The 12,139-nt window shown below is 40.0% G+C and carries 12 protein-coding genes; 11 read left to right on the top strand and 1 reads right to left on the bottom strand.

Going from position 1 to position 12,139, the window contains the following annotated elements; all coding sequences use genetic code 11:
- Window positions 1-103: 103 nt before the first annotated feature.
- Window positions 104-1,540, bottom strand: a complete 1,437-nt coding sequence (glnA, locus tag LS69_RS03395) for a type I glutamate--ammonia ligase (RefSeq protein WP_138122107.1) — start codon at window positions 1,538-1,540, stop codon at window positions 104-106.
- A 274-nt stretch (window positions 1,541-1,814) separates the two neighbouring features.
- On the opposite strand from glnA, the gene LS69_RS03390 reads away from it, so the two are divergent.
- From LS69_RS03390 to LS69_RS03345, 11 genes are all read left to right on the top strand, one after another.
- Entirely contained in the window at window positions 1,815-2,183 is a 369-nt protein-coding gene (locus LS69_RS03390) for an HMA2 domain-containing protein (RefSeq protein WP_138122105.1), read from the top strand.
- Window positions 2,176-2,799 carry a hypothetical protein gene (locus LS69_RS03385; protein WP_138122103.1) on the top strand — a complete coding sequence of 208 codons (624 nt, stop codon included), beginning with the start codon at window positions 2,176-2,178 and terminating at the stop codon, window positions 2,797-2,799. The genes LS69_RS03390 and LS69_RS03385 overlap by 8 nt, the downstream gene beginning before the upstream one ends.
- Before the next feature lie 2 nt (window positions 2,800-2,801).
- Entirely contained in the window at window positions 2,802-3,140 is a 339-nt protein-coding gene (locus LS69_RS03380; protein ID WP_138122101.1) for a hypothetical protein, read from the top strand.
- A gap of 3 nt (window positions 3,141-3,143) precedes the next feature.
- Complete coding sequence (locus tag LS69_RS03375; protein ID WP_138122099.1) at window positions 3,144-3,476, top strand: hypothetical protein; 333 nt, start codon at window positions 3,144-3,146, stop codon at window positions 3,474-3,476.
- Window positions 3,477-3,498: 22 nt separating this feature from the next.
- Window positions 3,499-3,888 carry a YtxH domain-containing protein gene (locus LS69_RS03370; protein WP_194145395.1) on the top strand — a complete coding sequence of 130 codons (390 nt, stop codon included), beginning with the start codon at window positions 3,499-3,501 and terminating at the stop codon, window positions 3,886-3,888.
- Window positions 3,833-6,001 (top strand): heavy metal translocating P-type ATPase, encoded by a 2,169-nt coding sequence (locus LS69_RS03365; protein WP_342747942.1) that lies wholly within the window; start codon window positions 3,833-3,835, stop codon window positions 5,999-6,001. Before LS69_RS03370 ends, LS69_RS03365 begins: the two co-directional genes overlap by 56 nt.
- A complete protein-coding gene (locus LS69_RS10355; protein WP_194145394.1) occupies window positions 6,002-6,139 on the top strand; it encodes a hypothetical protein in 138 nt (45 codons plus the stop codon).
- Window positions 6,129-6,365, top strand: coding sequence for a hypothetical protein (locus tag LS69_RS03360; protein ID WP_138122097.1), 237 nt, complete (start codon window positions 6,129-6,131; stop codon window positions 6,363-6,365). Before LS69_RS10355 ends, LS69_RS03360 begins: the two co-directional genes overlap by 11 nt.
- Before the next feature lie 75 nt (window positions 6,366-6,440).
- A complete protein-coding gene (locus tag LS69_RS03355) occupies window positions 6,441-7,001 on the top strand; it encodes a DedA family protein (RefSeq protein ID WP_138122095.1) in 561 nt (186 codons plus the stop codon).
- Window positions 7,002-7,008: 7 nt separating this feature from the next.
- Entirely contained in the window at window positions 7,009-10,482 is a 3,474-nt protein-coding gene (locus LS69_RS03350; protein WP_138122205.1) for a homocysteine S-methyltransferase family protein, read from the top strand.
- A 169-nt stretch (window positions 10,483-10,651) separates the two neighbouring features.
- A complete protein-coding gene (locus LS69_RS03345) occupies window positions 10,652-12,037 on the top strand; it encodes a major outer membrane protein (protein WP_138122093.1) in 1,386 nt (461 codons plus the stop codon).
- The last annotated feature ends 102 nt before the right edge of the window (window positions 12,038-12,139 follow it).

The following is a 12,139-nucleotide window of genomic DNA, read 5'->3' as shown; positions in this document are numbered from 1 at the left end:
ATCAATCTTTCAAAGAAAAAGAATTGAAAAATTATTGTAAAAAACGCAAAAACTAAGAGATTTTGAAACTTAGTTTCTGCGTTAATATGCAGACTTATTTTGCTTAGCAACTATAAGTGGTGATAAATTCAAAAGGATGTGGGCGTCCTTCCCAAGGCCAAATTTCAGTTTCAAACTTGTAATCTTTATAGATTTGGATAAATTCCTCGCTAAATACTCCACCTTTTTTGTAAAACTCTCTATCCAATAGCATTTCTTCCATAGCACTTCTTAGGGTATGCGGGAGTTGTTTAATGCCTCTTTCGCGCACTTCATTAAGTGTGAGTTCAAAGAGATTAATTTCCATAGGTTCGCCCGGGTCAATCTGATTTTCGATTCCATCTAGTCCGCTCATTAAAAGCGCAGTAAAGGCTAAATAGGGATTGCTAGAGCTATCGGGGAAGCGAAATTCCATTCGCTTTGCTTTTTCCCCATTGTTGTATGGAATCCTAATACTCGCGCTGCGGTTTTGCGCAGAATATGCAAGAATACTTGGTGCTTCAAAGCCCGGAATAAGTCGTTTGTAGGAGTTTGTAGAAGCGTTTGTGAAAGCCGCGATGCTTCTGCCATGCTTTAAAACACCGCCTAAAAAGTGCATCGCCATTTTGCTTAATCCCTCGTAAGAATCCCCTGCGAAGAGATTTTTGCCATTTTTCCAAATGCTAATGTGTGTGTGCATTCCGCTCCCATTGTCGCCATAAAGCGGTTTTGGCATAAAAGTCGCTGTTTTACCATTTAAATGCGCTACCATTTTAACGACATATTTGAGCTTTTGGACATTATCTGCAGCTTCTAGCATATCGCCAAACTTAATACCCACTTCGCCTTGTCCTTGCGCAACTTCGTGATGCACGATAAAGGTTTCTAGTCCCACTTGATTTAGCACTTTGACGATTTCTGCGCGTAAATCCACCATAGAATCCACAGGGGATACAGGGAAATAGCCGCCTTTTGTCCCGGGGCGATGTCCGAGATTAACCCCCTCGTATTCTTTGGAGCGATTCCATTCGCCTTCTTCGGTATCAATTTCGTAATATTGGCAATTTACCGAATCCCTCATCTTGATAGAATCAAAAATGAAAAATTCATTTTCAGGACCAAAGTAAGCGACATCACCGATTCCACTTTCTTGTAAATATTTCATTGCGCGCTTTACAATGCTACGAGGGCATTTTTCGTAGGGTTCGTTTTTGTAAATATCCCACACATCACAAAAAACAATTGCCGTCGTATCTGCGGTAAAAGGATCAATAAAATAACGCACAGGGTCTGGAATTAAAACCATATCGGATTTATCCACAGGCTGCCATGCAGGTAAAGAACTGCCATCAAATGGAATCCCCTCAAAGCTACTTTCATCAACGGCATTTGCGCTGAAAGAAAAATGATGCCAAACGCCTTTAATGTCTGTAAAGCGGAAGTCAATAAACTCTACTTCATTTTCTTTGCAAAAATCAAAAAACTCCTTAATCGCCTTTTTATCAACTGCCGGTCTTTCCATAATGATGAATCCTTAAGAGAAAAAATTTCGCGCAATTCTACAAAGTTTTTGTTTAATCTTGATTTAAGTTTGTTAAAGGTTGATGAAAATATTTTTTCAATTATCATTTTAAGGTTTATTTTCTAATATTAATTTGTTTTATATTCCCTATTTATCATTGTTTTATTGCTTTTATTAAAAATCATTATTTTTTCATTATTAAGTTGATATTAATTTTTTTTCCTTATAATTTCGCCTTAAAATCTCTTAATTATTTTTAAAGAACACCAAAGATATGAAAAAATTAGACTTAAAAGATTCCAAAGTTTTACAAGATTTGCAGATTACGCCAAAGGATTTGCAGGTTTTTTGTGAATATTTTTCTATTATCCATCACACAAAAGGCAGAATCCGTTTGCGTGTGAGCTCCAAGCTTAAAAGTTATGTAGAAAATAGCACGATAGATTTTCAGTCATTTTTGGATATTTTGGAGCGAACCCCGCTTATTTCAAGCATTAAACTCAATGCTTTAATCGGCTCTCTTACGATTTGTTATGATTCTAAATTGTTGAATCCAAAAGTGTTTGAACAGCTGATTGTCGGTGAGAATTTAGAAGAGATTGCAGAAACGATAAATCATCATTTAAAGGAACTTTATGTCTAGTTGGAATCTACTTTTAGCATTAGAAGATGAATATAAAGCCTATGGTTTTTATAGTGCTGCAATCCCTTATGGGCAAATTTTTGCGAATCTCCAAAGCGCGGAAGCAACGCATATTCAAGCCTTACAACAGCATTTGCAGAATCTTGGAGTTGCGATTCCGGAGAATCCTTATTTGGAACAAACGCGTTTGCCTACAAATCTGCAAGAGATTCTCACCACAGCACTTGCAAATGAAAATGCAAATGTGGAGTTATATAATCGTTTAATCGCTAATGAAAGCGACGAAAATGTTTTAGATACTTTTTATCGTTTGCAAGCTGCGAGTTTTAATCATCATATTCCAGCACTTCAGTATGCACTCAATCAAGCCAATACAAACCAAACCAGTGGGGATTCTATGCAGAATCTGCAAAATGCCATTAAAGCTTTAAATGATGGTAAAGAGCTTCTTAATGAAACAGGTGAGATGATTGCCAAAATGCAAAACGGAAGTTTAAGCCAAATGGAGTTGGAGGGGTTTTTGAATAAGCTCAATTATTCTTTGATTGGTGGTTTGATTGTTGGGGCGTTAGGGGCGAATTTGCTAAATGAATTTTTAAATCAAAACAAGGAGTAAATATGGCATTACCATTTATTGCAGGATTGGCAGTTGGAGCAGGAGTTGCATTGCTTTTTACTAAGCAAAAGCAAATTAAAGAAACTTTAATGAAGAATCCTCTTAGTGCAAACCTAAGTGAGAATCTGCAAAAAGGATTCAACGAAGGGGTAAATCAAAGCAAAAAAGTTACCAATAAGGCATTACAAGCAATGCAAAATGGGCTTGAAAAAACCTCACAAGCATTAAAGAAGTTAGAATCCAAACAAGAAGTTGCGCTTGATGCAAAAGATAGTCCTGTAGTCCCTAAAATGCGAAAAACGAGAGCAAAAAAAGCAAAACAAGAACCCAAAAAGGATTAAACAATGATTTTTAATACCGGAACGCCACGCTCTATCGCAGGACACGCATTAAGTGGGGGCATTATCGCTTTTATGGTCAGTGGAGCTTATGAGTATTCTAAAGTCAAACAAGGCGCAATCACGCAAAAGGAAGCCATTAAAAATGCAGCAGTTGCTACAATAGAGGGCGGAGTGATTACTGCGTGTGGAATCGCAGCGGCTAATGCGCTAGGAAGCACACAATCACCGTTTAAAAATGTTTTAGAAGCTGCGGCTTTAGTCGGCATTGGTTTAGCAAGTGTGTATGGAATCCAAGCACTTGCAAACCCCAAAAATAGTTTGAATCCAAAATCTTAAATCTAACAAACAAGGAGTTTTTATGTCTCAACCCAATCCAAATAATCCCTACATTTATCAAAATGCACAAAACAATGCAAGCTTTGGGAATAATAATGCGCAAAATAACGCACAATATGGAATCCCAAATCAGCAGAATACTGCAAATAATAATGCAAATCAAGGTATTTTTTCACAAAACTTCAATGGTCTTTTAGGCGGCGATAATGCACAAAAAGACTTTTTAAAAGGCGCACTTATTGGCGCAGTAGCGACTTTTATTTTGACCAATGAAAACGCCCAAAGAGCGATTTTTAAAGGATTTGCGAAAGTAAGTAGCTTGTTTGAAAGCGGAATAGAAGAGTTAAAAGAGCGTTATGAAGACGCCAAAGCAGAAGTTAGTGATGGCGAATTTGACGCGCAAGAATCTTAAAAACACAATGCAACTCCAATTATTGCATACAACCAAAACAAGAGCGCGTTTTAAATACATCAGCGAATCGGGATTCAAAATCAATCCTTTGCATTTGCGCCTCTTGCTTGAAGTGTTGCCTAGCGTTTTAGAAGTCCGTATTAATGCGATTTTGCAGAACATTATTGTTGTCTTTAAAGGAGATTTAGAAGAGCTAACTGCACAAATTCAAAGCACATTAGAACAAGCAAAAATGGAATCTCAAAACAACAAGCACGAAGAGAGCTATTTGGCTTTGCGTGATGAGATTCCAAGCTCGGCAGAAGTGGCAAGAGCTGGAAGTGCTTTGGTGATTTCTCCCTTTTTGCGAAGCCCTAAGCTCCAATTAGGATTCTCTAGCATAGCCTCCGCTCCTTTGCTTTTTAGCGGGATTAAAGAAACTCTAGCTAATGGAATCAACTCCCGCACATTAGAAGCTATGGCGGTTGCGATTTCTTTGTATCTACAAGATTTCAAAACCGCAAATTCTACGAATTTTATGCTTGCGCTTGGAGAATACATTGAAGAAATGACAATGTATAAAAGCGATGATTTGCTCAAAGAACTTGCAAAGCAAAAAGGCGGCGAAGCTTGGGTAGAGAAAGTGGAGCAGGGCAAAAGCATTTTAGTGCAAGTTCCAAGCGAACAGCTTAAAGTTGGTGATATTGTCGTGATTGGCGCGGGAGATACAATTCTAGTTGATGGGCATATCACGCAAGGAGAAGCACTTGTCAATCAAATTTCTATGACGGGTGAAGCAACGCCAATGCAGAAAAAGCACGGAGATAAAGTGCTTTCTGGCACGATTGTGCAAGAGGGCAAGATTAAAGTTTGGGCGGAATCCGTAGGGGAACAAACCGCAATGGCGCGGATTAAAACTTACATTGAAGAAACGCTTATACAAAAGTCTTCGCAAGAGCTGAATGCCTCTAAAATGGCGGATTCTCTCGTGCCTATTACACTTGGGCTTTCTATCCTTTCTTATCTTTTTACGCAGGATTTAATGCGAAGTGCTAGTGTGCTACAAGCGGATTATTCTTGCGCTTTGAAGCTTACAACGCCCGTTGCATTTAAATCTGCGATTTCAAACGCAGGAAAGGAGGGGATTATTATCAAAGGCGCGAAAAGTTTGGAATCCCTGCAACTTAGCGAAGTTTTTGTATTTGACAAAACAGGCACTCTAACCAAAGGAGATTTGGAAGTGCTTGATGTCTATTCTTTTGATGAAGAATGGGACAAGGAGGCGGTGTTGAATCTCGCTGCAAGTATTGAAGAGCATTATTTCCACCCTGTGGCAAAGGCAGTCGTTAAAGCCGCTAAGGAAAAGCATTTTAGGCATTTTCATCACGATGAAGTAACCTTCATTGTTGCGCATGGGGTGAAAAGTGAGATTGGTGGCAAGTGTGTTGTGATTGGCTCACGGCATTTTTTAGAAGACGATGAGGAAATTTCGTTTGCTTCTTATGAGCCAAGAATCCAAAAGATTCTAAAAAGTGGTGAAATGCCTTTGTTTATTGGTTATGGAAAGAAACTTTTGGGAGTAATTTTGCTGAAAGATACTTTAAGAGAAAACGCCAAAGACGCCTTAGCGCGTTTGCGTCAAAATGGTGTCAAAGAAATCATTATGCTCACAGGGGATACTTATCAAAAAGCCGAACAAATTGCCAAAGAATTAGGGATTGACCGCTATTATGCGGAATTATTACCTACACAAAAAGCGGAGATTTTGGATAAAATTATGCAAGAGGGTAAAAAGGTCGCCTTTGTCGGAGATGGGATTAATGACGCACCCGCGCTGATTCGCGCAGATGTTGGAATCGGTATGCACAAAGGAGCGGATATTGCTAAGGCAAGTGCGGATATTGTGCTATTGCGCGATGATATTGAAGTAGTGGCAGAAGCAAGAGAACTTGCTGTAAAATGCCTCAATAAAGTGCATAGAGGATTCAAAATCGCAGTGAGTGTAAATTCACTGATTTTGATTTTGGCAAGTCTTGGCAAATTAAGCCCGATTCAAACGGCTTTTATGCACAATGGCACGACAATCGCACTTTTGCTCAACGCATTACAAAGAATCCAAATCAAAAGGAAGTAAATGCAAGTTTTATTAATGTTGGCTACTCTTGCAAGTGGAATCTTAGCTGCTAAAACCCTAAGGCATACGCAAATAAAATACAAAAAGCACCAACAACGCAAGAATAGAACACAAATAAAGGAATCCAATGCGAACTAAAAAACTACAAAAAAACGAATCCATAGCAGTTGCCATAAAACACGAAAAGAATACTTTAGAAGCTAAACGCGAAATGGTAAAAATCGGTATGGCAACAAGTTTGTTTTTGACAAGCACAAGTGCGTTATTTATGGACAACAAAACAGCAAAAGCCGTGCATATTGGGGCGGGGATTGCTTTGGTTGGGTTTTGCCTTTGGCACGCTTCGCTTTATCCGAAATCTTAAAAGATTCTGTGGAATCTTAAAGCAAGAATCTGTTAAAGTTTTGCTTTTAAATCCATTAGAATTTTAAGGAAAATAATGCAAGAAACAATAGACTTGATTGCGAAATATGGCTATGCGATTTTATTTCTTTATTCTTTAGGGGGAGGATTCGTCGCACTTGTTGGCGCGAGTATTTTAAGCTTCGCGGGAAAAATGGATTTAACCCTTAGTATTCTAGTCGCGGCTGTGGCGAATTTTTTGGGTGATTGGTTATTGTTTTATCTTGCGCGTTACCAAAAGGCAATGATGCAGCCTTACCTCGCAAAACATCGGCGCAAACTCGCCTTGGTGCATTTGTTAATGCGCAGATATGGTTCTGTGATTTTGATTGTCAAAAAATACATTTATGGATTCAAGACTCTCGTTCCTCTTGCGATTGCTCTTACTTCTTATTCTTTGGTGAAATTCAATCTCTATAATGCGGTAGGTGCAATCCTGTGGAGTGTGAGCATTGGAATCCTAGGATATTTTTCGGGCGGGATTCTAATCAAAGGTTTTGAAATATTGGGGGATTATCCAGCCCTTGCGCCTTTGTTTGTCCTCTTTTTGATAGGTGGGCTATGGCTATGGCTAAGTCGTGCGACAAAAAGGCGTTAGAGTGAGCATTAGTGAATTATTAAAACAGCAAGTTTTAATCCTTGATGGGGCAATGGGGACAGAGATTCAAAAAAGAGAGATTCCTAGTTGGGGAGAAAATTCCAAAGGAGAGAAGCTAGAGGGCTGTTCTGAAGCACTCAATCTTCACGCGCCTAGTGTGATTTGCGATATTCATACAAGCTATTTACAAGCGGGAGCAAATATCCTTAAAACAAATACTTTTGGCGTAATGCCGTGGGTATTGGCAGAATATGGATTGGAATCCCAATGCAGGGAAATTGCGAGTTTGGGTGTCAATCTCGCGAAATCCTGCATAGAATCGCACCGCAAAAATGTGCTAGAAAATCAACAAAATGCACTTTTTGTGGCGGCTTCTTTGGGTCCGGGAACGAAATTGCCAAGCCTAGGGCATATTGACTATCAAAGTATGTTTGAAGGATATTGTGAGTGCGTGGGGGGTTTTAAGACTGCAGGAGCGGATATTATTTTGCTAGAAACTGCACAAGATCCTTTGCAGATTAAAGCCGCTTTGCACGCATGTGAGGCGATTGCTCCGGAGATTCCAATTATGGTTTCTGTTACGATTGAAACCAATGGCTCTATGCTGATTGGCACAGATATTGCGACGCTTTTTCATATTTTAGAGCCTTTTTCTCTCCTTTCTTTAGGAATGAATTGCGGACTTGGACCGGATTTAGCGCGGAAGCATTTAGTTGCTTTGAGTGAAGTTTGTAAGTTTCCTATCTCTATTCATACCAACGCAGGATTGCCACAGAATCGCGGCGGAGTAACTTTCTATCCTATGGAAGCAGAGGAATTTAGCACGATTGAAAAGGACTTCTTGGAGATTCCTGGTGTCGCGCTGCTTGGAGGCTGTTGTGGGACGACGCCAGAACACATTAGGCAACTTGTCCAAAAAACAAAAAATGCGATTCCATTGCCACCAAAAGGCGATTTTAAGCCTTGCATTGCTTCTCTCTTTAGTGTGTTGGAATTGCAACAACAACCCGCGCCCTTGTTGATTGGTGAGCGTTCTAACGCCACAGGCTCTAAGGCATTTCGTGAATTGCTCCTTACAGAGGATTATGAGGGGGCATTGGGGGTAGGAAATGCGCAAGTGCGCAGTGGAGCGCATTGTTTAGATGTGAGTGTGGCGTTTGCAGGAAGAGATGAAAGCCATGATATGCAGGAGCTTATTTCACACTATGCTACGAAAATTCCTTTGCCTTTGATGCCCGATTCTACGCAAGTCAATGCGCTAGAGATTGCATTAAAATTAATCGGAGGACGCCCGATTATCAATTCTGCCAATTTAGAAGATGGCGTGGAAAAATTTGACAAAGTCGCAGCTTTAGCGAAAAAATTTGGCGCGGTGCTTGTCTGTCTAAGTATTGATGAACAAGGAATGTGTAAGACTTATGAGCGCAAAGTAGAATGCGCTAAAAGAATGATGGAACGCGCGAAAATCACGCATAAATTGCGCGAGGAAGATATTATCTTTGATACGCTTACCTTTACGATTGGTAGCGGAGATGAGGAGTATTTTACCGCGGGGATTGAAACGCTTAAGGCTATCAAGGAATTGCGCAAACTCTATCCCAAAGCTGGAAGCACTTTGGGACTTTCAAATATTTCTTTTGGACTTAGCAAAGAGGGGAGAATCTGCCTTAATTCTGTGTTTTTGCACCACGCGGTTTTAGAGGGCTTAAGCACTGCAATCGTGAATGTCGCACATTTGATTCCTTACGCGCAAATGAATGCAGAAGATATTAAAGTTTGCGAAGACTTGATTTTTAATTATGACAAGACAAGTGCGCCTCTTTATGCGTTTATCAAGCATTTTGAATCCAAAGCGGGAATGCAGTTACAAAATAATCAAGAAAAAGAGAATCTAAGTGAGGAGGAGAGAATCCAAAAATACCTTATCAATGGGGATTTGGGCGCAATGCAAAAGTTGCTTCCAACTGCAAAAGATAAAATCAATCCCGAAAAGATTATCAATGAGATTCTAATTGACGCGATGAAAATCGTGGGTGAGCGGTTTGGAAATGGAGAAATGCAGCTACCTTTTGTGCTACAAAGTGCGGAAGTGATGAAAAAAAGCGTGGATTATCTCAATGAGTTTTTACCCAAAAAACAGAGTGCGCATAAAACAACTATTGTGCTTGGAACGGTGAAAGGCGATGTGCATGATGTAGGTAAGAATCTTGTGGATATTATTTTAACCAATAATGGTTTTGAAGTGGTCAATATCGGGATTAAGGCGGAATTGGAGCGGTTTTTAGAAGTCATAGAATCCCAAAAAGTAGATTGTATTGGAATGAGCGGTTTGCTTGTCAAATCTACTTTGGTGATGAAAGAAAACTTAGAGGAGTTAAAAAGGCGTGGAATCACGATTCCTATTATGCTTGGTGGTGCGGCATTAAATCGTAACTTCGTAGAGGAGTTTTGCAAACCAAATTATGATGGAATCATTTTTTATTGCAAAGACGCATTTGATAGTGTCGCGGCAATGCAAATCATTCAAAGCGGGGATTTTAGCGATTTGACGCTACCAAGTCAAAAGGCAAGTTTAGCAAGGCAAGAGTGTGCAGAGGAAGAATCCAAAGAAGAGGTTGCCAAGCGCAAGGAATCGCGTTTGGCGGTAAAACTTGCTAAGACAATAGCGCGAGATTCTACGCCTAAACCGACAAAATGCGAGTTAAACTTCCAATATCCAACCCACAAACCACCATTTTTTGGGCGTAAATCTTTAACGCTTAATGCGCAAGAGATAGAGCAAGTATTTGGTTTGTTAGATAAAGACTTGCTTTTTAAGCATCGTTGGGGTTATAGTAAGCTTAAAAAAGAGGAATATTTGGAGTTAAAGGTGCGGGAGCTAGAACCAATGCTAGAATCGCTAAAGCTTGAACTAATAGAGTGTGGAATCTTCGCTCCTATCGTGCTTTATGGGTATTTTCACACGCGCACAAAAGAGCCTAAGAATTTAGAGGAGGGCTTGATTTTGGAGTTAAGTGCGGATTGTGATTTTAGGGATTCTGAAGAGTTTTTATTCCCACGAAGTCGCAAGAAGCCCTATCTATGCCTTAGCGATTATTTTAATCCGCAAGGAGATGTTTGCGCCCTGCATTTGGTATCTAGCGGACATCATCTCGCGCCTTTTGAACAGCAATTATACAAAGATTCCCAATACCATAAATACTATTTGGTCCATGCTTTGGGTATGGATTTAGCTGAAGCGTTGGCAGATTTCGTGCATTCGCGCGTGAGGGAGGAGCTTAGATTAGATTGCAAATGTGGTGCGCGTTATTCCTTTGGCTATCCTGCGTGTCCGGATTTGGCTTTAAGTGAGGGATTATTTAGGTTGCTAAATCCCCAAGAGTTTGGAATCCATTTAAGCCAAATCTATCAAATGACGCCAGAAGCGACGACTTCGGCTTTGATTGTGCCACACATTGAGGCGAAATACTTTTCTATTTAGGATTGGATTCTGTTACGCCATTGCGCAAAGCGTTGCGACAAAGCAATCCAAATTAAAGAATCTCGCAATGACGCAGTGGCGATTCTATCGCATTTTCGTGTATAATTTAAGTATAATTTAAGTATAATTTAAGTATAAATCCGACTTTTACAAAAGTAAGGAGATTAAAATGAAATTTGTAAAACTTAGTTTAGCAGCCTGTGTTGCAGTGTGTGGAATCACAAGCACCGCAAGTGCGCAGGATTTAGAGGAGGCTATTAGGGGTGTAGATGTTAGCGGTATGCTTCGCTATCGTTACAGAGATGATAGATACACTGATAGAAATTATGTAAAAGATAATTCTGATAGAGGTGCAGCAAGACACCAATGGCGTGCGGAAGCTTTGTTTAAAGCTCCTGTCGATGATTGGATTGCGATGAATCTAAGTGTGCGCTACCACAACCCAGAGCAAAATGTAAATCACGGAAATGACTTTCCCGGCTTAGGTAAGGGCTTAGGTTCAGGCAAAGATTCAAGCTTTGGCGTGGGTGAGTTTAATGCAGTAATTACACCAGATTTCACAAATACCACGATTAAAGCGGGTAAAATGATTCTAACAACCCCGCTTAATGACCCATTAGATGATAGAGGGACAGGGATTTTGGCACTAAACTCTGATATTAATCATTGGACATTTGTCGCAGGTGCATTTGACTCATGGAGTATTGATGATTTCCAAGCGGGTTATGTTGGAGCTGCTACAGGAAACAACACAGGTGGTTCTATCACTAAGCCTCTTTATACTCTAGCGGCAATCGGTAACTATGACTTTGATGTGGGTAATGTCGGATTGCAAGTTTGGGGATTTAAGATTGATGATATTTTAGATAGCGGAATGTTTATGCAACTAGGGTTTAGCAATAGCCTCTTCCATATTACAGGACAATATGCGTTTGCAAATTTAGATAATGATAGAGACCATATTCTTGCTAATCCTGCGGTATATGGTGAGAGAATCCGTGGTGGAGCAGACCTCTATACACTAGAAGCGGGAGTGAAATTCCATGATTATGATGTGCCATTGGCATTGAAAATCGGCTATATGGGTAATACAAAAGATTCTTATGCAGTTTCTTTGGATAATGAGGGTTCGTTTAACAAAGTTGGGCAAATTTGGTTTGAAAACAACGCAACAGGCGTGAGCATTTCCACACTGCCAATTGAAGGACAATCCATGCCGGGTGTGTTGCAGGGCAACTCACTTAGTGTGTTCTATGGTAGCTTGTATTATGATGTGCTAGAGAATCTATCGGTTGGAATTGATTATGTCAATGGGACAAATGAGCTAACATACGCGAGACTTAACAGAGGTGATATTGACTTCCAAGAAATTACCCCAACAATTATTTGGCAATACAATAAAAACCTAAGACTAAGCGCGTATTATGCAATGCTAACCACAGATAGGGATAAAAATGTCGCTCCAAAACAAGCTGGAACTGCTCCTATACCTGCAACAGAAACAGATTCCGAAGATAGGAATCGTTTGCAAATCGAAGTGCGCTATACTTTCTAATTTACCATAATTTTATTCCAATGGGCAGTTGCTAACGCAACGCGCCCTTGCGGTGCGGATTCCGCATTGCTCACAAGACTTTCTTTCTATTATTGCACTGCG

It is taken from the genome of Helicobacter sp. MIT 05-5294, from assembly GCF_000765675.1.
In the GTDB taxonomy this organism is placed as follows: Bacteria; Campylobacterota; Campylobacteria; order Campylobacterales; family Helicobacteraceae; genus Helicobacter_D.
This window is presented reverse-complemented; position numbering and strand designations above follow the sequence as displayed.

Coding starts and splice junctions, on each gene's coding strand:
- glnA (WP_138122107.1), bottom strand. CDS start 1,540: ATGGAAAGACCGGCAGTTGATAAAAAGGCGATTAAGGAGTTTTTTGAT.
- LS69_RS03390 (WP_138122105.1), top strand. CDS start 1,815: ATGAAAAAATTAGACTTAAAAGATTCCAAAGTTTTACAAGATTTGCAG.
- LS69_RS03360 (WP_138122097.1), top strand. CDS start 6,129: ATGCGAACTAAAAAACTACAAAAAAACGAATCCATAGCAGTTGCCATA.
- LS69_RS03345 (WP_138122093.1), top strand. CDS start 10,652: ATGAAATTTGTAAAACTTAGTTTAGCAGCCTGTGTTGCAGTGTGTGGA.
- LS69_RS10355 (WP_194145394.1), top strand. CDS start 6,002: ATGCAAGTTTTATTAATGTTGGCTACTCTTGCAAGTGGAATCTTAGCT.
- LS69_RS03355 (WP_138122095.1), top strand. CDS start 6,441: ATGCAAGAAACAATAGACTTGATTGCGAAATATGGCTATGCGATTTTA.
- LS69_RS03375 (WP_138122099.1), top strand. CDS start 3,144: ATGATTTTTAATACCGGAACGCCACGCTCTATCGCAGGACACGCATTA.
- LS69_RS03365 (WP_342747942.1), top strand. CDS start 3,833: ATGAAGACGCCAAAGCAGAAGTTAGTGATGGCGAATTTGACGCGCAAG.
- LS69_RS03385 (WP_138122103.1), top strand. CDS start 2,176: ATGTCTAGTTGGAATCTACTTTTAGCATTAGAAGATGAATATAAAGCC.
- LS69_RS03370 (WP_194145395.1), top strand. CDS start 3,499: ATGTCTCAACCCAATCCAAATAATCCCTACATTTATCAAAATGCACAA.
- LS69_RS03380 (WP_138122101.1), top strand. CDS start 2,802: ATGGCATTACCATTTATTGCAGGATTGGCAGTTGGAGCAGGAGTTGCA.